This is a genomic window from Streptomyces sp. NPDC029466 (genome assembly GCF_055574515.1).
On the sequence record NZ_JBVHZH010000049.1, the window covers coordinates 23,891 to 50,091 of the forward strand.

At 71.2% G+C, this 26,201-nt stretch carries 22 protein-coding genes and 1 tRNA gene; 17 read left to right on the forward strand and 6 right to left on the reverse strand.

What is annotated here, in order from left to right; genetic code table 11:
* The first annotated feature begins 1 nt into the window (after nucleotide 1).
* Both ACZ4XD_RS30530 and ACZ4XD_RS30535 read left to right on the forward strand, forming a co-directional pair.
* Complete coding sequence (locus tag ACZ4XD_RS30530) at nucleotides 2-1,792, forward strand: coagulation factor 5/8 type domain-containing protein (RefSeq protein WP_468047350.1); 1,791 nt, start codon at nucleotides 2-4, stop codon at nucleotides 1,790-1,792.
* A gap of 813 nt (nucleotides 1,793-2,605) precedes the next feature.
* Nucleotides 2,606-3,076 (forward strand): ATP-binding protein, encoded by a 471-nt coding sequence (locus ACZ4XD_RS30535; protein WP_468047352.1) that lies wholly within the window; start codon nucleotides 2,606-2,608, stop codon nucleotides 3,074-3,076.
* Nucleotides 3,077-3,390: 314 nt separating this feature from the next.
* Here the strand turns inward: ACZ4XD_RS30535 and fabV are convergent, their stop codons facing one another.
* The 3 genes from fabV to ACZ4XD_RS30550 all read right to left on the reverse strand — a co-directional run bounded on the left by fabV (nucleotide 3,391) and on the right by ACZ4XD_RS30550 (nucleotide 7,207).
* Entirely contained in the window at nucleotides 3,391-4,599 is a 1,209-nt protein-coding gene (gene fabV / locus ACZ4XD_RS30540) for an enoyl-[acyl-carrier-protein] reductase FabV (protein WP_468047353.1), read from the reverse strand.
* A 215-nt stretch (nucleotides 4,600-4,814) separates the two neighbouring features.
* Nucleotides 4,815-7,133: a hypothetical protein gene (locus ACZ4XD_RS30545; protein ID WP_468047355.1), complete on the reverse strand. Its 2,319-nt coding sequence runs from the start codon at nucleotides 7,131-7,133 to the stop codon at nucleotides 4,815-4,817.
* 2 nt (nucleotides 7,134-7,135) lie between these two features.
* Nucleotides 7,136-7,207: transfer RNA gene (locus ACZ4XD_RS30550), tRNA-Ser, on the reverse strand.
* Between the two features lie 139 nt (nucleotides 7,208-7,346).
* Between ACZ4XD_RS30550 and ACZ4XD_RS30555 the strand changes: the two genes are divergently transcribed.
* From ACZ4XD_RS30555 to ACZ4XD_RS30590, 8 genes are all read left to right on the forward strand, one after another.
* Complete coding sequence (locus ACZ4XD_RS30555) at nucleotides 7,347-7,973, forward strand: hypothetical protein (protein ID WP_468047357.1); 627 nt, start codon at nucleotides 7,347-7,349, stop codon at nucleotides 7,971-7,973.
* A gap of 323 nt (nucleotides 7,974-8,296) precedes the next feature.
* Nucleotides 8,297-9,595: a helix-turn-helix domain-containing protein gene (locus ACZ4XD_RS30560; RefSeq protein ID WP_468047409.1), complete on the forward strand. Its 1,299-nt coding sequence runs from the start codon at nucleotides 8,297-8,299 to the stop codon at nucleotides 9,593-9,595.
* 232 nt (nucleotides 9,596-9,827) lie between these two features.
* On the forward strand, nucleotides 9,828-10,454 hold the full coding sequence (locus ACZ4XD_RS30565) for a toll/interleukin-1 receptor domain-containing protein (RefSeq protein WP_468047359.1): 627 nt from the start codon (nucleotides 9,828-9,830) through the stop codon (nucleotides 10,452-10,454).
* A complete protein-coding gene (locus ACZ4XD_RS30570) occupies nucleotides 10,451-12,754 on the forward strand; it encodes a hypothetical protein (protein ID WP_468047361.1) in 2,304 nt (767 codons plus the stop codon). Before ACZ4XD_RS30565 ends, ACZ4XD_RS30570 begins: the two co-directional genes overlap by 4 nt.
* Before the next feature lie 50 nt (nucleotides 12,755-12,804).
* A complete protein-coding gene (locus ACZ4XD_RS30575) occupies nucleotides 12,805-13,707 on the forward strand; it encodes a hypothetical protein (protein ID WP_468047363.1) in 903 nt (300 codons plus the stop codon).
* A complete protein-coding gene (locus ACZ4XD_RS30580) occupies nucleotides 13,704-14,969 on the forward strand; it encodes an OmpA family protein (protein WP_468047365.1) in 1,266 nt (421 codons plus the stop codon). Before ACZ4XD_RS30575 ends, ACZ4XD_RS30580 begins: the two co-directional genes overlap by 4 nt.
* 15 nt (nucleotides 14,970-14,984) lie before the next feature.
* Nucleotides 14,985-16,640, forward strand: a complete 1,656-nt coding sequence (locus ACZ4XD_RS30585; protein ID WP_468047367.1) for a hypothetical protein — start codon at nucleotides 14,985-14,987, stop codon at nucleotides 16,638-16,640.
* A complete protein-coding gene (locus ACZ4XD_RS30590) occupies nucleotides 16,637-17,056 on the forward strand; it encodes a hypothetical protein (RefSeq protein WP_468047368.1) in 420 nt (139 codons plus the stop codon). The genes ACZ4XD_RS30585 and ACZ4XD_RS30590 overlap by 4 nt, the downstream gene beginning before the upstream one ends.
* A 33-nt stretch (nucleotides 17,057-17,089) precedes the next feature.
* Here the strand turns inward: ACZ4XD_RS30590 and ACZ4XD_RS30595 are convergent, their stop codons facing one another.
* Both ACZ4XD_RS30595 and ACZ4XD_RS30600 read right to left on the reverse strand, forming a co-directional pair.
* A complete protein-coding gene (locus tag ACZ4XD_RS30595; RefSeq protein ID WP_468047370.1) occupies nucleotides 17,090-17,494 on the reverse strand; it encodes an HIT family protein in 405 nt (134 codons plus the stop codon).
* Nucleotides 17,495-17,680: 186 nt separating this feature from the next.
* Nucleotides 17,681-18,247, reverse strand: a complete 567-nt coding sequence (locus ACZ4XD_RS30600; RefSeq protein WP_468047411.1) for a GNAT family N-acetyltransferase — start codon at nucleotides 18,245-18,247, stop codon at nucleotides 17,681-17,683.
* Nucleotides 18,248-18,393: 146 nt separating this feature from the next.
* Between ACZ4XD_RS30600 and ACZ4XD_RS30605 the strand changes: the two genes are divergently transcribed.
* The gene (locus tag ACZ4XD_RS30605) at nucleotides 18,394-18,792 is read left to right on the forward strand and encodes a DUF3662 domain-containing protein (RefSeq protein ID WP_468047372.1); all 399 of its coding nucleotides are present in this window, start codon (nucleotides 18,394-18,396) and stop codon (nucleotides 18,790-18,792) included.
* A gap of 176 nt (nucleotides 18,793-18,968) precedes the next feature.
* On the opposite strand, the gene ACZ4XD_RS30610 is transcribed toward ACZ4XD_RS30605, so the two are convergent.
* Nucleotides 18,969-19,274 carry a hypothetical protein gene (locus tag ACZ4XD_RS30610; protein ID WP_468047374.1) on the reverse strand — a complete coding sequence of 102 codons (306 nt, stop codon included), beginning with the start codon at nucleotides 19,272-19,274 and terminating at the stop codon, nucleotides 18,969-18,971.
* Nucleotides 19,275-19,785: 511 nt separating this feature from the next.
* Between ACZ4XD_RS30610 and ACZ4XD_RS30615 the strand changes: the two genes are divergently transcribed.
* The 6 genes from ACZ4XD_RS30615 to ACZ4XD_RS30640 all read left to right on the forward strand — a co-directional run bounded on the left by ACZ4XD_RS30615 (nucleotide 19,786) and on the right by ACZ4XD_RS30640 (nucleotide 26,140).
* Complete coding sequence (locus ACZ4XD_RS30615; RefSeq protein ID WP_042153236.1) at nucleotides 19,786-20,397, forward strand: flavodoxin family protein; 612 nt, start codon at nucleotides 19,786-19,788, stop codon at nucleotides 20,395-20,397.
* 882 nt (nucleotides 20,398-21,279) lie between these two features.
* Nucleotides 21,280-22,284, forward strand: coding sequence for a methyltransferase (locus ACZ4XD_RS30620; RefSeq protein ID WP_468047376.1), 1,005 nt, complete (start codon nucleotides 21,280-21,282; stop codon nucleotides 22,282-22,284).
* 29 nt (nucleotides 22,285-22,313) lie between these two features.
* A complete protein-coding gene (locus tag ACZ4XD_RS30625) occupies nucleotides 22,314-22,964 on the forward strand; it encodes a thermostable hemolysin (RefSeq protein ID WP_468047378.1) in 651 nt (216 codons plus the stop codon).
* Nucleotides 22,951-24,522, forward strand: coding sequence for an AMP-binding protein (locus ACZ4XD_RS30630; RefSeq protein ID WP_468047380.1), 1,572 nt, complete (start codon nucleotides 22,951-22,953; stop codon nucleotides 24,520-24,522). The genes ACZ4XD_RS30625 and ACZ4XD_RS30630 overlap by 14 nt, the downstream gene beginning before the upstream one ends.
* Nucleotides 24,519-25,460 carry a TauD/TfdA family dioxygenase gene (locus ACZ4XD_RS30635; protein ID WP_468047382.1) on the forward strand — a complete coding sequence of 314 codons (942 nt, stop codon included), beginning with the start codon at nucleotides 24,519-24,521 and terminating at the stop codon, nucleotides 25,458-25,460. The genes ACZ4XD_RS30630 and ACZ4XD_RS30635 overlap by 4 nt, the downstream gene beginning before the upstream one ends.
* Entirely contained in the window at nucleotides 25,457-26,140 is a 684-nt protein-coding gene (locus ACZ4XD_RS30640; RefSeq protein WP_468047384.1) for an O-methyltransferase, read from the forward strand. Before ACZ4XD_RS30635 ends, ACZ4XD_RS30640 begins: the two co-directional genes overlap by 4 nt.
* The last annotated feature ends 61 nt before the right edge of the window (nucleotides 26,141-26,201 follow it).

The window sequence follows — 26,201 nt, forward strand, 5'->3', positions numbered from 1 at the left end:
TATGCCCATACCCCCCACCGGCGACCCGGCGCCCCGTACACCGAGGCCCGCACGCCGCAGCATCCTGGCCGCGATGGCGGCTGCCGTGCCCGCCGCGAGTCTGCCGGCCCTTCCCACTCGGGCGCCCGCAGCGCCCGCGGCCGCGCTGCCGGGCGGCGGCGACCTGGGTCCGAATGTGCTGGTGTTCGACCCCGCCACGCCCAACATCCAGCGCACCCTCGACGAGATCTTCCAGCGGCAGGAGTCGGCGCAGTTCGGTGAGGGGCGCTTCGCGCTCCTGTTCAAACCGGGTACATACCGCGGGCTGAACGCCCAGATCGGCTTCTACACCTCGATCGCGGGGCTCGGACTGTCGCCCGCTGACACGACGTTCCACGGCGATGTCACCGTCGACGCCGGCTGGTTCAACGGCAACGCGACGCAGAACTTCTGGCGCTCGGCGGAGAACCTCACGCTCCATCCGGTCAGCGGCACCAACCGCTGGGCCGTGGCACAGGCGGCTCCGTTCCGGCGGATGCATGTCAAGGGCGGACTGAATCTGGCGCCGGACGGCTACGGCTGGGCCAGCGGCGGCTATATCGCCGACAGCCGCATCGACGGCACCGTGAGCCCCTACTCGCAGCAGCAGTGGTACACCCGTGACAGCGTGGTGGGCGGCTGGAACAACGCCGTGTGGAACATGGTGTTCTCCGGCGTCGAGGGAGCCCCGGCACAGAGCTTCCCCGATCCGCCGTACACCACCCTCGACACCACCCCGGTCTCCCGTGAGAAACCCTTCCTCTATCTCGACGGCGCCGACTACAAGGTGTTTCTCCCGGAGAAGCGCGTCAACGCCCGCGGCACCACCTGGGGGAGTGGCACACCAAGGGGCGAGTCCCTTCCGCTCGACCGGTTCTATGTGGCCAAGCCCGGTGCCGACGCGGCAACTCTCAACGCGGCGCTGGCCCAGGGCCTCAACCTGCTGCTCACGCCCGGGATTTACCACCTCGACCGGCCGGTCGAGGTACGGCGTGCGAACACCGTGGTTCTGGGGCTGGGGTATCCGACCCTCGTTCCCGACAACGGTGCGACGGCCATGAAGGTCGCCGATGTCGACGGTGTGCGGCTCGCCGGGTTCCTGATCGACGCCGGTCCGGCCAACTCCGTCACGCTGCTGGAGGTCGGCCCCGAGGGCGCGTCCGCCGACCACGCCGCCAATCCGACCACGGTGCAGGACGTGTTCATACGGATCGGCGGGGCGGGCCCCGGCAAGGCGACCACCAGCATGGTGATCAACAGCAATCACACCGTTATCGACCACACCTGGGTCTGGCGGGCCGACCACGGGGACGGGGTGGGCTGGGAGACGAACCGGGCCGACTACGGGGTCCGTGTCAATGGGGACGACGTCCTGGTAACGGGGCTCTTCGTCGAGCACTTCAACAAGTACGACGTGGAGTGGCACGGCGAACGGGGACGGACGGTCTTCTTCCAGAACGAGAAGGCCTACGACGCGCCCAACCAGGCCGCGATTCAGAACGGCGACATCAAGGGGTACGCCGCGTACAAGATCGCTGATGGTGTGACCACCCACGAAGGGTGGGGCCTGGGCAGCTACTGCTACTACAACGTGGACCCCACCATCCGGCAGGACCACGGCTTCCAGGCCCCCGGAAAACCGGGTGTGCAGCTCCGCCATCTGCTGGTGGTCTCGCTGGGCGGCAAGGGCCAGTACGAGCACGTGATCAACAGCCTCGGCGCTCCCACCTCGGGCACGTCGACGGTGCCGTCCACGGTGGTCTCCTATCCGTGACCCGCCTGCGCGGCCCCCCTGCGACCTGGGCATGGCCGCCGTGTGGCCCCCGTACGGCAACGGCAACGGTGGCGGTACCGTGCCAGGGGGCCCTGACGGGCGGGCCGGTGCTCGGGCCTGCGGTGGGGCGTGTCTGAACCTGTTCGTCGGCCCGGTCGCGGCCGCACCACATGGTGCGGATTTCGCGTACTACGTCCCGTTCCTGGCCTCTGTGGTGGTCTATGCGTCTTTGCGGCTTTTGGTGCGCACGGATAAGGCCGGGACGGCGGAGTCGGTCGCGGCTGTGCCGGGAACGCGTGGATGAGCCGCGCTCGCGCCAGGGCAGGCGCCCGGGGCTGTGCTCCTCGCGCGGGGAGGCGGGTCCGGGGTCGTCGGCCGTCAGGGGATCTGCCGCGCGGCGGGTCGTGCAGCGGAAGGAGCGCAGTCGCTTTTACCCACCGGATCGTGCGGCAAACCGGGGACGATTTCCGATTGGCGGCAGCGGATACGGGCACGCGAATGTCTTGAGGTTGACAACTGTGGTTCCCCTTCTTCTGATGCTGCCGCACTGATCATTTCCGGTGCCGGAATCGTAGGGAAGACCTGATGGCCGTGGCGGTCACCGAGCTCACCGCGCGACTTCCGGTCCGGTGAGGTGTTCCGCGGCGCTCCGCTTGCCCCGTGTCGGTTCGGGCGGGCCGGGGTTCGATCATTCCGAGGTTGCGAAGAGTAAACATTTTCGTCCGAACTCGGAAATGTGTGGTTGACACTTCGGGAAGGGGGCACGCTTTCCGGCCTGAAGGCAAGTCGATGCGATACGAGGTGAGCTTTATCATGAGCACCGCCGAGGCTCCGCGCACGGTCACGGCGTCGCCGGTGCTGGAGCTTGAACTGGACTGCTATTCCGAAGTTGTCGGTCCCGCCCGGCACATTGCGGCCACGTTCCTGGAGCGCCTGGAACCCTCCCTGGAAAGGGATGCCAGGGACGCGGTGATCCTGGTCGTCTCCGAACTGGTCACCAACGCGGTACGTCATGCGGGCGGCAAGCTCTGCACCTTGCGACTGACGGCCGACCCGGAGTCGGTCGTGATCGCCGTGGGCGACTCCAGCCCCGTTCTTCCGCGCCCCCGTACGCCGGACGTCACCGGAGAGGGCGGCGGCTTCGGATGGTCGATGGTGTGTCGCCTCGCGACATCCGTAGAGGTCCACAGCAAGCCGGCCGGTAAAACCGTGACGGCGGTCATCTCCCGCCAGAGCGCCCCGGACGGTGGCCGCTCAGGCCGTGACTCACGTGCCACGGCCTGAAAGCGAACCGTCTGCCAAGCAATTCTCCGTGCGCCCGGTCGGTGCGGGTGTCATGTTCGGCGCAGTCGGAATGTGATGGGGCGGCGCTCAGTCATCGTTCACATTCCTTGACGTGTAATCGGCATCTAAATGCGCTGTGTCGCGGTCGGCCGAATCCATCACACCGTCAACAGCCCGGCCGAATCGCAGAGTTGCGTGACTAACCGGCGGAGAGGAATCGTCCGAGCGCGCCCGGTGACGTCCCCTCACTGCCCTTGCTTTTCACCACTCTCGGGCGTTCGGTCGGGATGGGGATTCCTTCCGGGGTTCCGGGGTCAGGAGACCGCGTCCGGCCAGGGGACCTGGGGGTTGGTCGGGACCGAGTAGTCGATTCCCGGTACCGCGAAGCCGTAGAGCCGCTGGACCTCGGCGTGGAACCAGTCGAGGTCGGCGAGGCGGGTGATGCTCTCGGTGGTGGCCGTGTCCCACCGTTCGGTGACGGCGGCCTGGACCGCGCTGTTGAGCTCCCAGGAGTCGAGACGGACCCGGCCGTCGTCGTCGACATCGAGCGGCCGGGCATCGGTGAGCTGGTCCCACAGACTGGTCAGCTGGGCGATCGGCGGCACCATCGCATCGCCGAGTACACCGCGCAGCAGGCCCACGTAGAGCGCGATCCCGGGGATGGCGGTGGAGGACTGGGTGACCGCGGCCCCGTTCACGGAGGTCACCGCGCGGCCGCCGACCAGCTTCTCCAGGCGCTCGTTGAGCGTACGGGCGGTCGCTTCGAGGTGGCACTTCGCGGCGCCGATGGTGCCCTGCCGGTAGATCCCGTCCGTCAGCGGCGAGCCGATGTAGGACAGGGCGGCGGTGCTGAATCCGTCGGCGAGCAGCTCACGCTCGGCGAGGTGGTCGATCCACCGCTCCCAGTCCGCGCCGCCCATCACGGCGACGGTCTGCTCGATGTCGTCCTCCGTGGCCGGCGCCGTCTCCACCTCCTTGACCTCCGGCGTCCCGTCGCTGTCGAAGGCGAGGGTCTTGGTGCGGTACGCCTCGCCGATGGGCTTGAGGGCGGAGGCGTAGGTGGCACCGGTGTCCGGGTCGGTGCGGCGCGGTGCGGCGACCGAGTAGATCAGATGGTCCAGGCGGCCGAAACGCTCCCGGAGCAGCTCCGCGACCTGGTCCTTCATGGCGTCGGAGAAGGCGTCGCCGTTGAGGAAGACCATCTCGTGGCCGTGTTGGCGGGCGAGTTCGGCGGTGGCGGCGGTGCGGTACCAGCCGGCCGTGGCGGTACGCCGTTCGGTGGGGCCCTTCTCGAAACAGACGCTGATGCCGCGGATGCCCACCCGGGCGAGGCCGGCGATCGTCGCGGCCAGCCCGTAGCCCGCCGAGGAGCCGACGATGAGCGCCACCGGTGCGTTGTCCGGAACCTCGCTGGGCGCGGGGACGGCCTGCCACATCTCCTGCACCAGGCGTGCGCAGCCGGCCGGATGGGAGTCGAGGAAGAGGAAACCGCGGCTGCGCGGGGTGATGACTCGTTCGCTCATGAGGCACGTCCTTCGGGTCGTCGCGGAGGCGGCGGCCCGCACCGGAGCACGCACCGCACCCTGCAAGTCTGCGACCACGCACCATTTCATGATCAGTTGGACGGTCACAGTAATGAGGGGGCCGTTTTGGAGGATTTCCCTCAGTTCGGGCAGTGGGCGGGGCCGGCCGACGTGCCTGCGGGAGGTCCGGTGTCTCCGACCCGACAAGCCGCCTCTCAGCCCGTCGCCCGACCCTTCGTCGTCGGAAGCCGGCGCAGCCAGTGCTCTCCGGTGCTCCAGCCGAGGAAACGGCGGGCCCGGCCGCCGAGCGCCGTCCCGTCCGCGGTGAAGCTTCCGCCGTCCGCCACCAGGCGCAGCCCTGCCAGGGCGGGGGCGAGCCGGGCGGCGACATGTGCCGGGTGACGGGCCGTCTCCTCGTCCAGCCAGGCGAGCAGCCGGGTCTGCTCAGCGGGCGTGCACAGGGCAAGAAAGAAGATCAGCTGGCGCCAGGCGTACGCCGCGTCCTTGATCGTCGCCAAGGGCCGCGGGTGGTGGTGCACCCGGGCCGTCAGCCGGCAGACCGTACGGAAGCAGCGCTGGGCCAGATCCGCCCAGCCGGGCTCCGGGGCGATGCCCACCTGGCGCACCAGGGTCGCCAGATTGTGCGTGGTGAGGATCTGCGCCTGCTCGATCACCTTGCCGTTCGCCGCCACCGAGCCCCGCCCGGACGACCCGGCCCGCGCGGCGCACAGCCGCGCGAACTGCGGGGAGGTACGCGGCCGGTAGGTGCGGGTCAGTGCCTCAGCCGTCTCGGCGATCGCCAGGTTGCGCAGCGCCGCGTAGTCGATCCCGTAATAGCGCTCGTACAGTGTGCCGCGCAGCAGGTCGCCCGCGATCCGCGCGGCCGTGAGGAACTTCGGGGCGAAGGTGCCCATGAAGATGTCCGCCGCCAGCTCCTCGACGATCGGAGCACCGAGGTCGGCCTGACGGGCCAGCACGCCGAGTTCGCGGACCAGGGGGTTGGGGAGAAGCGTGCCGGGGAACCCCTGCACGGCCAGCTCGCCCAGCTTTCGCAGCGCGGTATGCGCACCCTCCTGCGCCGCCTCGTCGCCCCGCTGCCCGGAGACCGCCCGTACCCAGGGCAGCTCCTCGATCCGCACCTGCCGCTCCAGATGGAGCAGCAGCAGCGAACGGCGGTTACGGAACGCCCGGTAGTTCGCGGCCATCAGGGTGCGCAGCGCCTCATCGGGATATGCCTGCGCAGTAGTGGCGGCGACCAGCTGCGGCACCAGCTCGGCCAGGACCTCGGCCGAGGGCACCACGCCCCGCGCCACGAGCGTGCCGAGCGGAGCGCTCAGCGTCGCCTCGACGACCCCGCGGAGCGTCGCCGGAACCGGGGCTCCGGCCGGCAGCCCGGTCTCCCGGTGCTCCGGCTCGGTCACCGGGGCGACCAGCGCCTCGACATCGGCCGCGCCCACGTCCTGGGGGAGATCGCCGAGCCGGCGCAGCACCAGCTGCGCCAGGGCGTGGTGCGAGGGGAGCGCCCCCTGCGCCGCCTGCCGGGCGCGCAGGGTCAGATGCCGGTCGGAGCCGGGCAGCCCGCGACGCCGCACCATGGACGCGACGGCGTGCCGCAGCAGACCGAGCCGGCGGGCATCGAGCGGACGCCCGGCGACGGTCTTCTCCAGTGCGCCGCGCAGGATGCCCAGGTTCTCCTTGGGGTCGCGATGCTTCGCGCAGCGTGTGTGGGCCCTTGCCAACTGTCGGTATCGGCGCAGGAGGGCGGCCCCGCGCTCGTACCAGCCCTCATCCGGCGTGCGCGCGAGGACCCGCTCGCCCTCGGCCGTCTCCAGCCAGTGGACCAGCAGGTCATCGGCGAACGGCTGCCAGACCGTGAGCGCTTCCCGCTGGGTCTCGACCGCCGCGTGGGGCCGCCGCCGCGCCAGGGTGCGGGCGGCATCGGCGACCGTGCGGCGGTGCACCGCGGAGGCGTCCGGCGCGGACGCGACCGACGGCCGGGGGGTGAACCGCAGCCGGTGGGCGAACGGCCCCAGCGCCTCGACGAGCTCCACCGCCTCGGCCAGTTGCCCGGAGCGCACCAGCCAGGCGACGGTGAGCAGCGCGGCCTCCTCGGGCACCGACACCTCATAGCGCCCGGTGTCCAGCAGCGCGCACAGGTCGGCCAGCCCGGCCTCGGTCAGCGCGTGCGCGAAGAGCGCCCGGCGGTCGGCCTTGACGCCGGCCCGGCGCGCCGCCTCCTTCTCGTACGGCTGGAGCGGCCCGCCGGCGCTCGCCTCACCGGTCGCGAAGCCACCCCGGACGACCTCGGGGGTCACCCAGGCCGGAAGGCCGGCTACCGGGGTGCGCGAACCCACCGTCAACGAGCCATCGGCCACGCCGTCCAAGACTGCGCGCCAGCGGCGGGCGCGCTCCTCCGCACGATGGCGGGTCTCGGTGTCCTCGTGGGTCAGCGCCGTGACGAAGGCCTTCGCCAACTGGTCCCGTGCATAGGACGGGACGCGGGTGAGGGGCTGCTGCTCAGCGTCGTCGTTCATAGCCGACGTGGCGGGTTCCGCCCCCGCGCCCTCCGGGTCTCAAGCCCGGTGCTCTACTGCTGAGCTACACGTCGATGAGCCGTGAGACTAGACGGCTCGTCGGCGGCCGTACAAACGAGTTTTCGACGGCGGTCGCGGCCCCGGACTCCCGGCCCGGTCAGGGCACTCGGGGCCGCTGTCCCGTGGGGCACCGACGCTTCGTAAGCTGCCTGCATGCTCTCCGGACGTACCCCAGCCCCTGACGCCATCATGTTCCGCTTCGGCAGGCAGCGGATGCGCCGGACCATGCCCGGTGCGGTCGCCGCTCTCGCCCTCGGACTGTCACTGCCGGTCTCCTGCGTGGTCTACGGATACGGCGTCGGCACCTGGGTGTTCGCGGTGATCTGGTTCCTGGTCTTCGGCACGGCCGCGGTGTTCATGGCGTGGGCCGTGTGGGGCGACCGTGATGCCTGCCTGGCGTTCGACACGACCGGTGTGTGGTGGTGGCGCAACAAGAAGGCGTATGTGGTCATTCCGTGGGACTCCCTGGATGCCGTGGGCCTGTTCTGGTGCCCTCAGGGACCGGACGGCTCGGGGCACCGGCTGGTGAGCCTTGAGCTGTGCCCCGCCGGGGGTGTGCGGAAACCGCAGGATCCGGCGCTGGCTCCGCTGTTCATCGAGGAGCAGTCCGGCGTGGCGGGCGTATCCGACCGGCGCTACCGCATCGGCCTGCCGGTCTTCGTCATCCGTCACTACGGTGGCGCGCTGATCGAAGCGGCCCGCTCCCGCGCCGCACACCGCTGGTTCGGCGAACACGAGCGGCCCGCCGGTTATCTGCGCACGCAGGACCTCATCAGCTAGGACGCGCACCGGCCCGCGCGGTGCGCGGTCCGGTGGGCGGGACGCAGCCCGACGCCGACTGGTCCGTTCGTCCCGGCCCGGAGTGCGGCGGGCGGCTCGCCGGGCGGGAATTCGGCGTTGCGGAACGGGCCGCAGCCTTGATGTGACCGTTGCGCAAGGGGTCCTTCCTGCGGGGAAGGCGATTTACCTCGCCAGAAGCGGAGCGTGATGAAACCGATAGCAAGCAATTCGTGAAGGGGATGTGAGAGTTGGTGTGAGGCGTGGCACACTCCCCTCACCGGTCGCGAACGACGAGGGGGGCGAGCGGGGTGCAGCGGATTCCTGTGCGGTTCGGGGCGGAGTTACGCCGGCGAAGGATTGAAGCGGGGCTGTCGCTGGGAGGACTGGCGAGCCTGATCTGTTTTTCCAAAGGCCACTTGAGCAAGATCGAGCGCGGTGTGAAGGCGCCCAGTCACGATCTTGCGCAGTTATGTGACAGCGCTCTCCACGCCGGCGGACAACTCAGCAGCCTGATTTCCGCACCCGAGCGCAGTACCCCCGCGACGCCGATGACCGAGGCGGAGATCGGTACGCCCTGGACATTACGTATGCGGGCCGGCGGTGAGAGCGACTTCGTGGCATTTGATCCCGCGTCGTCCGGCGGCGGGTCCATGCCCGCCACCCTTGTGAGTTGGTCTCTCGCACCGCCTCTCCTCGAAAGCGGGGAGACGAATTCGGCATTGCCGTACTTCCGCAATGTCTTCGACGAGTTCCGCCGGCTGGGACAGCTCTTCGGGCCGTCGGTGGTCGCCCAGCTCTGTATCGCGGCCACCAGCGCGCTGCGGGGCATGGCGCACCAGGCGCAGCCCGCGCACCGCGATGTGGTGCTCCGGCTCGCCTCCCGGTTCGCCGAGTACACCGGCTGGATGGCGCAGGAGGCAGGCAGCGACGCGGCCTCGCTGTGGTGGACCGAACAGGCGGTCCAGCTGGCCGCGGACGGCGGTGACGACGAACTGGCCGCCTACGCCCTGATCCGGCGCGCGGAACTGGCCCTGTACTCCGGCGATTCGGTGGCCACCGTCCAGCTGGCGCGACGGGCGGCGCAGCAGGCCCGCAGCGTACGCATCCGCGGACTCGCGGCGCAGCGCGAGGCGCAGGGGCATGCGCTGGTGGGGGACCGTGACGCCTGCCGACGGGCGCTCGACCGCGGCGCGGAGCTGACGGCCGGTGCGGTGCCGCCGGACGGCACGGACCCGGTCCTCGGCAGCATCCATCTGCCGGATCTGACGGCCTTCGTCGCCGGCTGGTGCATGCACGACCTCGGTTCCCCGGCGGAGGCCGTTACTTTGCTCGGCGACGGTCTGGAGGCCATTCCGCCGGAATCCCGCCGTGCCAGAGCCCGATATGGCGCCCGGCTGGCGCTTGCACTGGCGAACGTCGGGGAAATCGAGCAGGCCTGTGCGATCGCGGAATTGGTCGCCTCTCATGTCGCCCTGATCGACTCGGCCACCATCCGCGCCGACCTTCTGCGGCTGAGCCGCGCACTGAATCGTTGGCCAAAGAATCCCACCGTCCGTCGGACCCTTCCGCACCTCGCGATCGGACTGCACACCCACCGGACCGGTCCGGGAACTCCGGCCTGACTTCTCACCCATCGGCCCGCACCACGCAGAAGGCCGCCCGAAGAACCGCACTCCCGCCGCATCCGCGGTGTTCCGTTGCCCGGCCAAAAGGCCGGGGGCAACGCGTTGACCACGCCTGAAACCCCTGTGAATCTCGGCTTCATCCCCCTGTGCCCGCGACAGCCCGAGTAACCAACACAGCACCCGGCTGCCGCAATCCACCGCTGTCCGCATAAGGAAAGGCAGAACAATCATGGCCGGAGTATTCATCAACTACCGGACCAACGACGGCGGCCAAGCGGCTGTCCTGCTCGATGAGCAATTGAAAAAGGTATTCGGGCCGGAGAACGTCTTCCGGGACCGCCGCACCGCGCAGCCTGGCGTGCACTTTCCGCCCGTTCTGTGGCACCACCTCGAAAGCTGTGGGGTTCTCCTCGTGCTGATCGGCCCGAACTGGCTCTCGCTGTGCGACACCGACGGCCGGCGCCGGATCGACGTACCGGGCGACTACGTCCACGACGAGATCCAGCGCGCCCTCACCTGGCGCAAGACTGTCATCCCCGTGCTGATCGACTCGGCCCAGCTCCCGACGAAGGAGCAACTGCCCGCCGATATCGCCGAGCTGACGGAACGTCAGTTCATGCAGCTGCGGGTGCCGTACGCGCATCTTGATCTCCCCGTCATCACGGAGGTGCTGCGCAGCCACGTACCGGTGCGCAGGCCCGAGCCGCAGCCGGACCCGCAGCCGGTACCTCCCGCGAGCGGCGCCGCGCAGGCCGGCTCGCACTCCACCTACACCGGCTGCGCCGTGGTCAACAACGGGAACGGCAACGCCATCGTGAACGAGGACCGCAACGCACAGAGCGGAGGCCGACAGTGAGCGAGACCGAACCGGCCGGGCCGGAGAGCGCGGCGGCGGACGCGCCCGTCGAGGAGCCCGCTGCCGCCGCGGAGGAACCGGCGCCGCCCGAAGGCGTGGAGCCGAGCCCGGGCGGACCGTCGGACGGCGCCGAGTCCACCGGTGCGAGCGCCCCGGACGACCTCGCCGCACCCCGGAACAGCGACGGCCGGCCATCGGCCCAGGACACCGCCCGGTCCGCTGCCCGCCGGGAAGCCGGCGACGGCGGCGACTTCACCCGCTACCAGCAGGCCCGCCAGCAGAACGCCCTGAACAAGCTCAAGCGCAGCGCGGTCGCCAACGGCAGCGGCTCCGCCTTCTACGCCGAGCAGCTGACCATCGGCGGCGACAACGGCATCGAGATCCAGGTACTGAGCGTCACCTCGCTGACGGTCGCCCAGCACCTGGACTCCCACCAGGACGTCGAGCAGCAGCCCCAGATGGCCGCCCGGCTCGCCGCACAGCACGTCCTGGTGCTCGCCGGGCAGCCGGGCAGCGGCCGGCAGTCCACGGCACTGACCCTGCTCGCCGGCTGCTGCCCCGACGACCGCATCAAGATCCTGCACAGTGAGGCCCCGGGCATCCTCCAGGCGCTGTGCCAACGCGCCGACGACCTGCTCACCCCCGGCGGCTTCGTGGTGGACCTGGACGACCAGCCGCTGAAGCTGTCGACACTGGAGACCCTCGGCCATCTCGCCCGCAAACACCGCGCCTTCCTCGTCATCCTCGGTGAGCTGGGCCGGGTGGACCCCGACCGGCTGCGGCCGCACGCCTTCGAGCACCGGCGCCCGGCCCCCGGCCAGGTCCTCGCCGTACATCTGCGCCGCCTGCTCGCCGGGCACCCCGGTGTGTGCCCCGAGCCGGACTGCACCGCCGAACACACCACGGCGTTCACCGCCCGGATGCTGGAGTCCCAGCAGGTGCAGCGCACCCTCGACGGGGCTCCGTCCGTACGCAGCGTGGTGGAGTTCGCCGAGGTCCTGGCACAGAGCATCCACTCCGAGGACACCAGCCTCAGCGATGTCATCGGCCAGTGGCGCGACCGGCTGCGCCGACTCGCGAAACAGCTGCTCCAGGTCCCCGCCGAGACCTCGCACGGGCCGGTGCTGGACCCGCACCGCCAGGCGTTCCGGATCGCCTACGCGTTCTTCCACGGCCTCCCGCTCTCCGATGTCTTCGAGGCCGGCGAGGTCCTGAGCGCGACCGTGCTGCCGCGCTACGAGACCCGTGAACCGGCCCCCACCAACCATGTCTTCGAGCGGGAACTGGACCAGCTGATACCGCAGGAGATGCGCGCCTCCGGGGACGCGATGTCCGGCGGGCGCACCGACGACAACCCCCGGTGCGCCCGGCTGGTGGACGAAGAGCTGATGCACGCCGTCATCGAGGTCGTCTGGCACGACTACGACAGTCTGCGCGACCCCATGCGCGAATGGCTGACCGCGCTGGTCGCCGGGCCGCTGGAGCGGATACGGGTACGGGCGGCGCACATCGCCGGGATTCTGCTCAGCCATGACTTCGACAGCGTCTACCGGGACTTGATACGGCACTGGGCCCGGAAGTCCACGGCCTACCGGCAGTCCGCCGCGCTCGCCCTGGAGATGGCCGCCCACGACCCCCGGATGGTGGGCCGGGTGCGGGCCCAGATCCGCAGCTGGCTGAGCAGCCCCCGGTGGGAGTACCAGGACAGCGCGGCACGGGCCTACGGAACCCTGGTCGGCGCCCAGGACGTCCCGGACACCCTCTGGGCGCTGCGCGAACTGGGCACCCGGCCGGAGCTGGCGTTCAGCAGCTCGGTGGCCTTCTCGATGTCCTGGCTCTACCTCGCCGGCGCACCGGGCCAGACCGCCGACGCCCTGGACCGCTGGCTCGCCTCGGACAACGACCATCTGGCCAAGCACGCGATCCGCACCCTGCTGATCCTCAGCCGCTACGGCGCGGGACCGGACCGGCGCGACCGCCCCGTCCTGGCCGATGCCGCGATGACCGACCCGGACCGGGCCGATGCCCTGGTCCGTCTGTGGCGGCACGCCCTGATGGGACAGGACAGCTCGACGCGCGCCTGGGACCTGCTGCGGCGCTGGCTGCTGGCAGGGGACGCGGACAAAGAGCTGGCCGCGTTCCTGGAGGTCCTCGTCCCGCGCATCTGGGCCCGGCCGCTCTCCCTCCGTGCCGCGTTCTACCTCGGCATGTGGGCCGGCCGGCACCCGGACTCGCGCACCATCCGCCAGCTCCGAGACCAGCCCCCGGAGGCCGGGACCGCTTCCCGCTCCGCGTCCTGACGACACCCCCGTACGCAGCGACGACACCCCGTACGAAGAGGAGACAGACCATGACAGAGCGCAAAGGACTCCGCACCAGGCTGCGCAACTGGTGGCGCCGGGTGACGCGCAAGGACGAGACCGGGCCCGTCGGCGCCCCGGAGTCCGCCGACGACCCGGAGAGCCCGGACACCCCGGCGCTCGGGCAGGCGGCCCGGGGCGAGGTGGCCGTGGAGCTGCCGCCGGTCGAGGAGACGCTGTCGGTGGCGGCCGACGGCGACGTGTTCGCCTTTGAACTCGTCCCGCACTTCCGCTGGAGCAGCCAGGAGATGACGCTCGACGTCCTGCGGGAGCGCGCGGCGCTCCACGAGGAGGCGGCCCGCGGCAAGCTGCTGCGACGCGCCTGGTCCGTCGCCCGCGTCTGCGACCCCGGCGATCCGGTGGCCGCGGAGAAGGCCGTCAACAAGGAACTGCGCGGCGGCTGGTGCTACCACGACGAGAAGGGCCTCATCCGCTGCCGCCCCTCGGTGCGGATGCGGATGGACCCGGCGCTGCGCGAACATGTGCTGCCCTTCCACCTCGCCGAAGTACGGATGGCGAAGGAGCACCGCCTCGGCAAGCTCAAGGCGGACCAGGTGCAGGTGCTGACCGAGCGCTGGCTCCAGGTGATGAGCGAACTGGAGCTCCTCGGCACCCTCGGCGCGGCCGAGCGGCGGCTCCTGGTGCCCTTCGCCGCGGCCCTCGCCGACGAGGACTTCTTCAAGGTCATGCAGGCGCTCAAGAACACCCGCCGCAACGGCGCCGAGGCGCTCGCCGACGTCCTCACGGCGGCGACCAAGCACCACGAGCAGGTGGGCCTGTTCGAGTACGCCAACGCCTACGACAAGGCCCTGAGCGAATTCTGCCGACAGATGGGGCTCAACCCCTTCTCCTGGGTGGACACCGTGGGCGAGGTCGGGGAGCTGGCGCCGTGAACACCACAGTCAGCGGCGCGGTCCGGGCACCCGGACGCCGTCGGGGCACGGCCACGATCGCCGGCGCCCTGGGAGCGGCGCTGATGGCCGGCCTCCTCGGCGCCTGCGGCGAGGAGCCCCGCCTGGACCCCTGCGCCTGGATGAAGCAGCCCGCCGACTCCGCCGGCCGTACGGTCGTCCTCGTCGACGCCTCCTCCTCCGTACGCGGTCCGGGCGCCGGGCGCGACTACGCGCACAGCATCGGCGCCCTGCTCACCTCGGTGGTCGAGCGCAAGGACACCGTCTCGGTCGGCAGCTTCAGCGGCGACTCGGCACAGATCAGCTGGATCGCCAAGGACCGCTCGGCCGACTGGGTCAAGGACAACCACAACGAGATCAACCAGAAGACGCGGAAACAACAAGCGGTCAGCTGCCTGACCGGGCTGGTCGGCAAGGCCGAGCGCGCCGAGCCCCGCAGCGGTGGCAGCAACGTCCTCGCGGCCCTCACGGCCGGAGCGTCCTCGCTGGACGGCGCGTCCGGCAGCCGCGGCCTGCTCGTCCTGACCGACGGGCTGTCCACCACGGGCTGCGCCGATCTGCGCGCGGCGGCGTTCCGGGACAGCAGCGAGATCAAGGCCATCACCCGGGTCTGCGCCGCCCGGGACGAGACACCCGCCCTGACCGGAGTGCATCTCACCCTCGCCGGGCTGGGCCAGCCGGCCACCGGCCAACCCGCGCCCACCGCGGCCCAGCGGACCTGGCTGAGCAACCTGTGGCGCGCACTGTGCGGCGCCGGCCGCAAGGCCGCGCACGGCACCTCCTGCACCCTCGCCCCGACCGCCATCGGCACGGCCGAGGGGCGCCGGCCGGGGAAGAAGTCACCCCAGGACCCGGCCGTCCACTACGCGCAGGACCGCCCGCAGACCTACGCACTCCCGGGCGCGGCGCTCTTCGACACCAACTCGTCCACCGTCCGCCCGCAGGCCCTGCCGCTGCTCAACGATGTCGCGGTCAGCGCCCGTACCACCCCCGGCAGCAGGGTCGTCGTCTCCGGCTATGTCGACCCGCGCGGCCGGCCGGACAACAACCACCGGCTGTCGCAGGCACGCGCGGACGCGGTGAAGGACGTGCTGACCGGACTCGGGGTGAAGCGGGTGACCGCACACGGACGCGGCCTGCCCACGGGCTGCGCCAAACCGGACCACACCGCGGGCGGCCGGATGACCGCCGAGGACAAGCTTCAGTGCGACCGGCGCGTCGACATCGAAATCACCAGGAAGTGAGGGCGGCGGGCAGCGATGAACACCACCAACGGAAAGAACCGGGCGGGGCCTGCCGCCCGCTATCAGTCGGCGGTCGACTGCCCCGGAAGCGACCCCGCCTTCCTCGGACCGGACCTCAGGAAGCGGCCGTCCGCCCGGCCCGTGGACCAGACCGACAGCCGGGAACAGGCCGCCCTCATGCGGGCCTTCACCGACGCCAACACCGCGCTGACCGCGGCGCAGCCGGGACTCGGCACCGCGGCCACCGCGGTCGCCGACACCTTCCAGCAAGCCAGGACGACCCTCGAAGCGGCCGAGCGGTTCGTCGTCGCCCGGTCGTCCCAGCAGGCCCAGGAGCGCGTCGGCGAACTGCGCGCCCGCCATGCCGAGGACGGACCGGAGAGCCTGCGCCGCCGGCCGGTGCTCTGGCGGCGGCTGCTGTGGCCCACCCTGGTCGCCTGCGTGGCCTTCGACACGATGTTCATCGGCACCCTGATGCAGCGGTTCTTCGGACTGGGCGAGACCGAAGTCGGCTACTACCTCGCCTACTTGCCCGGCTTCGGCGTCGCCGTCTGTCTGCTCGCCGCGGGCAGTCTCCTGGCCGAGTCCGTCTTCCGGCGGCGTACCCGTACCGCCCGCACGCTGGAGCGGACGCGCCGCGGTCCGGTCGCGGCGCTGCGCGAAGCACTCTGGCCCAGGAGCCCGCGTACGGAACGGCGCAAGGCCGGCGAACTGCCCTGGCCCAACGCGGCCGGACCGGTGCTCTTCACCCTGGCCATCCTCACCATGGTCGGTATATGGGCGCGGATGCGCGCGGCCGGTGCGGTGCGTGAGCATGTGGATCTGGCACCGGACCAGAGCGCCGTCGTCATCCTCACCCTGGTGCTCAGCACCGCCGCGATCGTGGTCAAGGTGCTCGCCCACAACCCCTGCGCCGACAGTGACCGGGAGGCCCGGCGGGACGTCACCGACGCGGAGCAGCAGGGCAGAAGGCTGCTGGGCGCGGCGCGGCGGAGTCTGGTGGCGCACACCGAGACCTGGTGGCGGCTGCGGTCCACGGTCGAGGCGGCGGCGAGCGAGGCGCACCGTACGCTCGACGAGGCCTGCATCCGCATCGTCGAGGAGCGCGCCCGCACCGGCGTGGCCGGCAGCTACGACCTGCCGCTGACCGCACCCGCCTGGCCCTACCCCGCCGCCGCACGCAACGGCGCCCGCCTGCCCACCGGAGACCGGGCACCCGCCCACCCCACACCGCCCCGGGCCCGCCTCGAACTCCTCGATCACGTCTACACGGTCCTCGTACGCTACGGCCCCGATCAGCTCGAAGACCGCCTCAACGGCATCGCCGGTGATCTGAACGCACAGTTCCGTGCCTCGCCGCAGCAGCCGGGGGAGCACGCAGGGTCGACGCGCTCCGACGAGGACGAAGAGGATCAGGCACCCGAGGGGGCCCCGGCGGCAGCGGAGGACGTCCGGGCATCCGAGGAGGACCGGCCCGAGGAGGACCGGGCGCCGGAGGGCCGGGCGCCGGAGGAGGGGGTTCGGGCACCTGAGGAGCCCGCCGCCCCCGGCCAGGCACCCGATCGCGATCAGCCGCCGGGGGAAGAGCAGGCTGCCGGTGATCCCATGGCCGAGCCCCGCGACGCCGGCCCGGACAACCGGCAGTCCGGGGACGAAGGCTCGGCATCATGACCGCCCAGCCGGCCCTCGGCCCGGAGGAGGTGAAGCATCTGGAGTTCCTCCAGGCGGTGATCGCCCGGCACGCCAACACCTCGTTCCTCGTCAAGAGTTGGGCCATGACCGTCAGCGGCGCCTTCATCGCGGTCGCCACCCGCGGGCCGAGCTGGAAAACGGCCGCGGTCGCCGTGGGACTGGCGACGGGATTCTGGCTGCTCGACAGCTACTACCTCCGCCAGGAACGGAGGTTCCGCAGCCTCTACGAGAACGTCGCCGGGCGGGTGAGCCCGTCGGTGCCGCCGTTCAGCATGGACGCCGAGCAGCACGGCGGCCCGGTGCCCTGGCGGGCGGTGGCGCTGTCCCGGACGATGCTGCTCTCCTACGGCGTGCTGGTCGCCATCGACACGATGACGGTCCTCTTCCTCGCCTGACCGCCGCGGGCGGTCCGCCCAGGGCGGTGCGGTTCACCTCTCCGCGGACCGGGCGGCGGTCCACGGCAGCAGCAGACCGTCGCCCTCGGCACGCGGGACGAGGTGGAGATGGAGATGGCGGACGGTCTGGGTGGCCGCGGGGCCGCGTGAGGTGATCACATTGCAGTCCCCGGCCTCCGCCGCGAGTTCGGCGGCCCGCAGCATGGTGGCCGCGGACACCACCGGGTCCTCGGCGACATCGGCGACATGCACCCGGGGGATGACCAGCACATGCCCGGCGGTGACACCGCCATGGCGGGGCCGGATGGCGAGGGCGTCCGGCCAAGCGCGCAGTACCGTGGCCGGCGCCCGGCCGCACACGATGAGGCAGAAGGGGCAGCCGGGCCGCGGGGTAGTACGGGGAGGCCGCGGGCGGGCGTCCGCAGCTCCATCGGTCACCTCGCGGGACTCCCCGTAACTGATCATCGATCCTCCGCAGGGGCCGGCCGGACGGTCGGATCGTCACCGGGCCGGGCCGACGCGCACATCCGCTGCCCCCATCATCGCCCCTTCGCTCCGCTGATGCGGCACTTGGCCTTGTTCCAGCCGTTTTGCACGCCATCGGCCGCCCCGGGGCAGCCGTCGTCACCAGAGCCTGTCGATCTCGCCCGGGTACAACTCGATCCGGGAGTGCGGGAACGAGGAACGGTGGTCCCGGCCCAGCGGCGAGAAGAAGTCGGCCATGGTGACCTTGTCGAAGCCGGGCCGGTCGCTGGGGAACGGGGCCTGGGGCGTACCGCCGATGAGCACCGCGCCGGGCAGCCACTGCCAGCCCGCGCTCTCGTAGAACGGCTGCAGCGGCCGGTCACAGGTGAACAGGCCGATATCCAGGTCCATGGCGGCCATCGCGTCATGAGCGGCTACCACCAGACGGCGGCCGTGGCCCTTTCCGCGGGCGGTGCCACGGGTCACGACCGTGCTCAGCCCGGCGGCCCGGTACCGCTGTCCGGCGTGGACGATCTCTTTGGAGAGGATGTCCAGCGCGGCGAGCACCGTGGCACCGTCGACGAGCAGCATCGACACCGGCCGCAGGGCCGGGTCATGGGCGAACGTGCCGGGCGCCGACGCGGAGTCGGGCGGCCACGCCTCGTCCCGGAGCTCCGACACCTGTGTCTGAAGCGCGGTCGGGGTCTCGGTCTCCCGGAAGGTCATGATCGGCACGCGCTCATTGTGACGGTCCCGTACGGCGGAGGCCAGGGGTTTTGGGTCGGCCGGACCCGTACGGTGCCGCGGCCGCGGTGCTCGCGAACCCGCATCGTGCCTGCATGTGGCGCCGGGCTCCGGGGCAGGTGAATCGCATGGGAATATTGAGGCGTTGGGAGCGCGTGGTGGAGGACTGCGAGAGCGCACTGGTGGCCAAGATCTTCCGCACCGACCCGGTCCAGTTGCTCGATGCCCTCCGGCAGGAATGCGACGACCACGCGATCGTGTGCAGCCAGAGCCGAGTCCTGGTACCCAATGATTACACCGTCGAACTCGCGCAGCACGTACACGACGAACTGGCCGCCCGCGGTGGAGAGGTGGGCCGGCAACTGACCGATGTCCTCGCCGGGCACGCCGTCGACCGCGGCTACGAATGGGCGGGCCCGCTCACCGTCCATGTCACCACGGCCGAGGTGCCGAACGGCCGGTACCGCATTTCGAGCGCGGCGCTCGCCCACGTTCCCGCCGTTGCCGCCGGTCCCCGGGGAGCCTGATCAGGGAGCCCGCCGAGACAGCGGGGCGGCGCCGGATGCGGACGCCGCCGCCGTCCTGCTCTTCATGACCGAGGGGGCGGCCGTCCCCGCGTGACCGCGGATGTGCGCGGGGACGGGCCGCCTACTCGGGGTTGCCGCGAGCGACTACCGGTGAACTGCCGGAAGCCGTACGGGGTTTACAGCGGCCGGGCCCACAGGTCGTACTGGAGGCCCGTGCCGTCGCAGAAGGGGTCGGCCCACTTGCCGCTGCTGACCAGGTCGGTGCCGGCCGCCTGGCAGCCGCTGAGGGTCCAGAACTTCTTGCCGGTCCACACGGTTCCGGGCGGGCCGTCCATCGGCTTGAGCTGGTGCTGTGCGGAGGAGGCGGCCGGTGCTACGGCCTTGGCCCCGGTGGCGGCGTGAGCCTGGGCGGCCCCGCCCAGTCCGACGACCGTGAGGGCAGCAGCGGCGACCGCGGTGCTGAGAATTCGCCTGTTACGCATGGGTTGTCCTTCCCCGTAGTTCAGAGCCCCTTGCGGGCCCGTCACCCTGCACACGGATGGCACCCCCTCGACGTATGACACCCCCTCATGTGACGTGCGTCACGGCGTCGTCGGGGTCTGACGAAGGGTGCCCTCTTCGCCTCGTCCTCTCGTGAAGTTCCCTGGCTGAAAACAGATTTGACGGCGAGTCAGCGCTCTGGGATCGGCCCTGTGCGTCTGATAGGCAAGTGTGCCGTGGCGCCCGATTTCGCCCGTCGCCTCGCGGTCGGTGTCGGGAGGTGCGCCGATGGGTTGCTGATGGGGTGTCCGGCGTGGTGCGCAGGTTTCGGGAGGTACGGATGTGATTGGGCGAGCTGTCCCTACCTGCGGGTTTACCTGTTCTTTTCAGGGTGTTGGCCGGAGGCGCTTGCCTTGGAAGTGCGGGCATGGATAGCGTAACCAGCACCTAAAGCTTTCTGGACAGCTTTAGTGAAAGCTAAAACATCGTTCCGTTCCCGGGTGGGGGAGAAGTATGCAGATCAAGGTTGCGGTGGCGTATCACAGTGGATACGGCCACACCGCAAAGCAGGCGGCGGCCGTCGCGGCCGGCGCGGAGAAGGTCCCCGACACCCAGGTACGCCTGGTCTCCCTGGCCGAGCTCAACGACGAGCTGTGGGAGGTGCTCCAGGAGTCCGACGCCCTGATCTTCGGCACGCCGACCTACATGGGCGGCAGCAGCGCCGTCTTCCGCGCGTTCGTCGAGGCCACCAGCCAGGTCTGGGGCGACAACATGCGCTGGAAGAACAAGATCGCCGGCGGCTTCACCAACAGCGGCAACATGGCGGGCGACAAGCTCAACGCGCTGATCGACATCGCGTTGTTCGCCGCCCAGCACGGCATGGTCTGGGTCGGTCTCGCCGAGTACGGCGGCTGGAACACCTCCTCCGGCAGCCCCGAGGACCTCAACCGGCTCGGCAGCTGGCTGGGCGCCATGTCCCAGTCGAACAACGACGAGGGTGCGGACGTCACCCCTTGCGCCAGCGACCTGCGCACCGCCGAGGCACTCGGCCGCCGGATCGCCGAGACCGCCCACATCCACAAGGCGGGACGCGCGGCCGTCGGGTTCGACGAGGTGTCCGCCTGACATCCGGTGAGCCGCACTGAGGCAGCTGCGACCGGGGGGGGACCCGATGAACAGCCGTCAGGAGTCTGCGGTCTCTCCTGCGGACACACAGTCCGGGGTGGTGCACCGCGGCATGACCAGCCGTCACGAACTCATCGGGACGACGGTGGCCGGGGCCGAGGCGGCCCGCGTCGTGGGGGCGCGGGCACCATGGCCGGGCTCACTCCCGGCGCCCCTTGGGGCGACCCGGCCCGCCCCTTCCGTATCGCAGCCCTCCACCGCGGGGTCTTCGGGCGCCGGCCCGCCCGGGGCAGTTCGCCGTCCGGCGGCCCCGGAGCCCCGCAGCCCGGCCCGGGGAGCGAACAGGTCATCAGCAGCGTGCCGCTGGGGAGAGCGGCGGTCCCCGCTGCCCTCCCCGGGCCGGCCCCAAGAGGTTTCCGCCCGGCGCCACCCGCGTCCGGCACGTCCCGGGCCCCCGCCGCACGGGCTCCGTGAGACCCTTCCCGTCCGGCCCCCCGACCACCCGGTTCCCGCTCCGCCGCACACCGGCCGGGGCCCGATGAAGCCCTACGGTGCCGTGCGGTCCGGGTGGCCGGTGCCGAAGGGGCGCCGCGCGACGCCGACGGGCCTCGCCCGCGGCCCGAAGCAACACCACTCCGGGGACCCGGCACCCGGAGCGAGATACCACGGCCGCCATGGCGTGGCACACCTCCCGCTCGCCCTCGCGGCGCAGCCGGCGCCGGCCCGCCCCCGGGCGTACCGGCTCCCACCGGTCCCGGCCGGCTGACGTTCGTCCCCGTTCGGCAGTCCCACACATCACCGTGCCCGCGGCCGTCGCGCGCACGGCACATCCCGGCCGCGCAGGCTGTGCGGCCGTTCCCTGCCATCCCGAGGAGATCAGCCATGTTCAAGACCACCACCGACGCCGAGCTGGCGGGCAACCCGATCGATGAGGTGATCGGCTCCACCATCCGCTACGCCGCGCTCACCTCCGCCGCCAAGCTCGGCATCTTCCGGACCCTGGAGGAGGACGGCCCCAAGACCCTCGACGAGCTGGCCGCCGCGATCGGCGCGAGCACGGACGGCACCCGCGCGGTCGCCGACGTCGCCGCCGTCCTCGGCTGGCTGACCCTGGAGGACGGGCGCTACCGCAACGGCCCGCTCGCCGAACGCTGGCTGGGCAAGAACGCCGAGTACGACTTCACCCCGGCGCTGCTGTGGGCGTACGAACTCACCAACGTGATGTGGGAACTGCCGCAGGCCGTCCGGGACGGCAAGCCCGCCCAGTCCCTCTGGGACCGCTGGGCCGACAACCCCGAGGCCGGGCGGGACTTCTCCGCGTACATGCGGGTCAAGTCGCGGCTGACCGTGCAGCCCATCGTCGAGGCCGTCCCGCTGCCCGAAGGGGCGCGGCGCCTCCTCGACCTGGGCGGCTCGCACGGCCTGCACTCCATGGCCATGTGCGAGCGGCACCCCGAGCTCTCCGCCACCATCCTCGACCTGCCCGAGGCGCTCGCCGACACCGGCGCGGCGATCGAGAAGGCCGGGCTGTCCGACCGGATCACCCTCCAGCGCGGCAGCTTCCTCAGCGGCGACCTCGGCACCGGCTACGACGTGGTCTTCCTCTTCGAGATCGTGCACAACCACACCGACGAGGAGAACCGGGACCTGATCGCGCGGGCCGCCAAGGCGCTGCGCCCCGGCGGCCGGATCGTGGTGCTCGAAGACGTGCGCGGCGAGCAGCTCGAGGAGCACAACGCGGCGTTCTCGCTGGCCATGTACGCCTGCTCCGGCGACCGCACCTACAGCGAGCCGGAGATCTCCGGCTGGCTCACCGACGCGGGTCTGAAGTCCGTCGAGCGCATCGCGCTGCCTTCATCCGTGTCTCTGGTCGTCGGCACCAAGTAAAGCCGGCAGCCGGGGAAGGGGGGAGCACCGTGCAGATCGATCTGGCACACCGGTCGACCAGCTCATGGCTGGACGCCGCGGACCTCGCTCGCGAGGTGTACGCCCAGGCATACGGCGCCGATGTGGCGCCCCGGCCCGACTCGTTCATCGTCGCCCGGCCGGCCTGCGGCGCGGCGGAGGAGCCCTGCGCGCCACTGGCCTGCGCGGGGCTCACCTTCGGCAGCGACCAGGAGCTGTTCTCCGAGCGGTACCTCGACACCGGCGTCGAGGACGCCGCACTGGCCCGTCTCGGAGCCTCGGTGGACCGCAGGCGGGTGGTGGAAGTGGGGGCGCTGGCCACCCGCCGCGCCGCGGTCGGCCGCGAACTGATCAGAGCCACCCCGATCATCGCCTGGTGCCTGGGCATGGAGTACATCCTGTGCACGGTCACCCGGAGCCTCATCACCACGCTGGACCGTACCGGCATCTCCTTCGTGCCGTTCGGCCCCGCCGACCCGAGCCGGCTGTCTCCCGACGAGGCGGCGCGCTGGGGCACGTACTACGACCAGGAGCCACAGGTCGGCGTCATCCCGCTGAACGCCCTGGACCGGCTGTTCTCCGACGCCACCGGGCGCTACTCCGTCACCGATCTCCAACTGAGCATCAGCGCCATGGAGGTGGCCGGCCATGCTGGGCATTGAGCAGAGTCTGGTCCGCTTCGGTGAATCGGCGCGGCCGCTGGTCGAGGTCCTGGGGGAGGACGGCACGCCGGCCCGGACCCTCAGCTACCAGGAGGTGACGCGCCGGGCCGCGGAGCTCGCCGAGCGGATCGGCCCGCGCGGCGACCGCCCGCTGCGCATCGGCGTGGTCTGCGGCAACACCCCGGAGTACGTGGTCGCCGACCTCGCACTGATCGCCGCGCGCGCCACCGAGGTGCCGGTCCCGCTGGCCTTCTCCGCCGAGCAGGCCGCCGGTCTGCTGGAGGGGACCGATCTGTGCGTGGTGGACGCCGCTGGGCAGGAGCGGCTGACCCAGTGGGGCAGGGACCGGGTCCTGCGCCCGGACTGCACGGTGCTGCCGCTCTCCACGGACGGGCCCGTGCCGTCCACGCCCCTGGTGCTGCCGCCGGCCGCCGCCGGGGGAGCGGACTGGGAGTGCAAGATCATCCATACCTCCGGGACCACCTCGCGTCCCAAGGGGGTACGCATCCGGGCGGCGGCCCTGAACGAACTGCTGGGCTCACTGCGGTCGGTGATGCCCGACGGGGCCTTCTCCCGCTATCTCTCCGTCGTCCCGTTCAGCCTGCTCATCGAGCAGGTCACCGGCCTCTACATGGTCCTGCTCGACGGCGGGACGGTGGTCCTGATGCCGCCCGGCAAGGCCCTGGTCGGCACCGCGGCGGCGGCGCCGGCCGATGTCCTGCCCTATGTGACGGCCGCCCGCCCGACCGCGATGGTCGCCACGCCCGCGCTCGTCGACGCCTTCGCCGCCGCCGCGGACGAGGCCCTGGCGAGCGGACAGGCGGTCGCACCGGCCCTGTTCGGCACCCCCGGCGCGCCGCTCATCTGCTGTGGCGGGGCACCCGTGCACCCGGAGCTGCTGCGGCGGCTGGAAGACCACGGGCTCCCCGTGCACGAGGGGTACGGCCTGTCCGAGAACAGCTCCGTGGTCAGCTGGAACACCCCGGACGCACGCCGGCCGGGCACCGTCGGCCGGCCGCTGCCGCATGTCCGCGTCCGGACCGCGGACGACGGCGAACTCCTGGTCAGCAGCACCTCGTTGTTCGCCGGCTACACCCGCGACGACCCCTCCAGCCTGGTCCTCGACGCCGACGGCTGGCTGCGTACCGGCGATCTGGCCGAGATCGACGAGGACGGCTTCATCCGCATCACCGGACGCAAGAAGAACGTCATCATCACCGCGGCCGGCCGCAATGTGGCCCCCGAGTGGGTCGAGGCGCAGTATGCCCAACTCCCGTTCGTCCGCGCCGTCGCCGTGATCGGTGACGGGCTCGCCGCCCTCCACGGACTCTTCCTCGTCAAGGAGTCCACCGATCTCGCGGCGGCCGAAACGGCAGTCCGGGAGTTCGGCGAAGCGCACCTCTCCGAGGTGGAGCGGATCGCCGTGCCACACCTCACCGTCGCCGACGAGCGCCTCTACCGGCGGTTCTTCACCGTCACCGGACGGCCCATGCGGGCAGCCATCCGCACCGCCCTGTCCAACGGAACGCTGTACGACCACCAAGGAGCAGACGCATGACCACCATCGCTGACGTCGAGCCCTACGGGGCCGCCACCGGCCGGCTCGTCCTGCCCACCGGGGACCGGTCGCTCGGAGCACTGGACCCCGCATGGGTCACCGGGCTGCTCGCCGACGCCGGCTTTCTGCTGTTCCGGGGCTTCCGCACCGACCTGGAGGAGTTCACCTCCTTCGTGAAGGCGCACTCCAGCCGGATCACCCTCGACCCGGCGCGCTCCTTCCACGGTGGTGAGGTCGCCCAGAAGGTGGACGCGGGCACCGTCGCCGTCGGCCTCCATCTGGAGAACGGCAACAGCCCCTTCGGCCCCGACCTGACGTGGTTCCTGTGCGAGAAGGCCGCCGCCAGCGGCTCCCAGACCACTGTCTGTGACGGCTACCGGGTCTGGGACGCGGCGAGTGACACCGCCCGCGAGGTCTTCGGCGTCAGGGACATCATGTACAGCCGCCGGGTGGAGGAGCAGAAGTGGAAGGCCTTCGTCTGCCACCAGACGGAAGGCCGTAAAGCGCTCGACGACGTCACCTTCGCCGATATGAAGGAACTGGTGGGCGGCAGTGTGTCCACCACCCTCCAGCTCAACGACGACGGCTCCATCCACTACGCCTACCGCGTCGGTGCCGTCCACCCCACGCTCTTCGGCAGCCGGCTCTCCTGGGCCAACAGCGTCTTCGGGCCCTCGTACAACTACGAGGCTCCGCGCATCACCTTCGCCGACGGCACGGAGATCCCCGAGGAACTGCTCGCCGAATTCCGCCGCCTGACCGAGGAACTGACCGAGGAGCTGGACTGGCGGGACGGCGACGTGGCGCTGATCGACAATACCCGGGTGATGCACGGCCGGCGCGAGATACTCGACACCGACCGGACCATCTACAACGCGCAGAGCTACCTCGACCCCGCGCTGCTGACCGCCGTGCGGGACGGGAGGGCCCAGGCATGACCACCGCCACCACCGGACTCGCCGACCCGCGCGTGGGCGCCGTCCTGGACGAGATCGCCCGGAGCGCCGAGCGCAACGACCCGGACGTCATGAAGCGGGCCTACGCCACCGCGGCCGACTGGCCGCAGCCGCCCACCGCGCAGGAGGCGGCCGAGCTGTGCGCCCAGGCCGCGCTGCCCGTACACCCGCAGGTCGGCACCTTCCTCTACCAGCTCGTACGGAGCCTGCGCCCCGCCCTCGTCGTGGAGTTCGGCACCTCCTTCGGCGCCTCGACGATCTATGCGGCGGCCGCCCTGCGCGACAACGGCGCCGGCCGCATCATCGGCTCGGAGCTGCACCCGGGCAAGGCCGACCGGGCCCGCAGCCACCTGGAGCGCGCCGGGCTCGCCGACTACGCCGAGATCAGGACCGGCGACGCCCGGGAGCAGCTCGGCACGCTCCCCGGGCCGGTCGATCTGCTGCTGCTGGACGGCTGGAAGGAGCTCTACCTTCCCGTCCTCAAGCTGCTCGAACCGCAACTGCGCGGCGGTGGCCTGGTCGTCTCCGACAACCTGCCGATGCTGCCGCCGGAGTTCACCGACCATGTCCGCACGGCCGGCAACGGCTATCTCTCCCAGCAGCTGCCGCTGGGTGACGGCATCGAATTCTCCGTCCGCCTCCAGGAAGCCGAAGCCGGATGACACCGGCTCCGCCCGGCCGCGCGAAGCCGTCGCCGGCCGCGTCACCCCGTCCGCACGGAAA

What these genes read in the sequence shown, in the direction of transcription:
- ACZ4XD_RS30575 (WP_468047363.1), top strand. Translation starts at nt 12,805, where the DNA reads ATGACAGAGCGCAAAGGACTCCGCACCAGGCTGCGCAACTGGTGGCGC.
- ACZ4XD_RS30640 (WP_468047384.1), top strand. Translation starts at nt 25,457, where the DNA reads ATGACCACCGCCACCACCGGACTCGCCGACCCGCGCGTGGGCGCCGTC.
- ACZ4XD_RS30635 (WP_468047382.1), top strand. Translation starts at nt 24,519, where the DNA reads ATGACCACCATCGCTGACGTCGAGCCCTACGGGGCCGCCACCGGCCGG.
- ACZ4XD_RS30620 (WP_468047376.1), top strand. Translation starts at nt 21,280, where the DNA reads ATGTTCAAGACCACCACCGACGCCGAGCTGGCGGGCAACCCGATCGAT.
- ACZ4XD_RS30610 (WP_468047374.1), bottom strand. Translation starts at nt 19,274, where the DNA reads ATGCGTAACAGGCGAATTCTCAGCACCGCGGTCGCCGCTGCTGCCCTC.
- ACZ4XD_RS30585 (WP_468047367.1), top strand. Translation starts at nt 14,985, where the DNA reads ATGAACACCACCAACGGAAAGAACCGGGCGGGGCCTGCCGCCCGCTAT.
- ACZ4XD_RS30600 (WP_468047411.1), bottom strand. Translation starts at nt 18,247, where the DNA reads ATGACCTTCCGGGAGACCGAGACCCCGACCGCGCTTCAGACACAGGTG.
- ACZ4XD_RS30615 (WP_042153236.1), top strand. Translation starts at nt 19,786, where the DNA reads ATGCAGATCAAGGTTGCGGTGGCGTATCACAGTGGATACGGCCACACC.
- ACZ4XD_RS30535 (WP_468047352.1), top strand. Translation starts at nt 2,606, where the DNA reads ATGAGCACCGCCGAGGCTCCGCGCACGGTCACGGCGTCGCCGGTGCTG.
- ACZ4XD_RS30605 (WP_468047372.1), top strand. Translation starts at nt 18,394, where the DNA reads ATGGGAATATTGAGGCGTTGGGAGCGCGTGGTGGAGGACTGCGAGAGC.
- ACZ4XD_RS30565 (WP_468047359.1), top strand. Translation starts at nt 9,828, where the DNA reads ATGGCCGGAGTATTCATCAACTACCGGACCAACGACGGCGGCCAAGCG.
- ACZ4XD_RS30545 (WP_468047355.1), bottom strand. Translation starts at nt 7,133, where the DNA reads ATGAACGACGACGCTGAGCAGCAGCCCCTCACCCGCGTCCCGTCCTAT.
- fabV (WP_468047353.1), bottom strand. Translation starts at nt 4,599, where the DNA reads ATGAGCGAACGAGTCATCACCCCGCGCAGCCGCGGTTTCCTCTTCCTC.
- ACZ4XD_RS30590 (WP_468047368.1), top strand. Translation starts at nt 16,637, where the DNA reads ATGACCGCCCAGCCGGCCCTCGGCCCGGAGGAGGTGAAGCATCTGGAG.
- ACZ4XD_RS30630 (WP_468047380.1), top strand. Translation starts at nt 22,951, where the DNA reads ATGCTGGGCATTGAGCAGAGTCTGGTCCGCTTCGGTGAATCGGCGCGG.
- ACZ4XD_RS30555 (WP_468047357.1), top strand. Translation starts at nt 7,347, where the DNA reads ATGCTCTCCGGACGTACCCCAGCCCCTGACGCCATCATGTTCCGCTTC.
- ACZ4XD_RS30530 (WP_468047350.1), top strand. Translation starts at nt 2, where the DNA reads ATGCCCATACCCCCCACCGGCGACCCGGCGCCCCGTACACCGAGGCCC.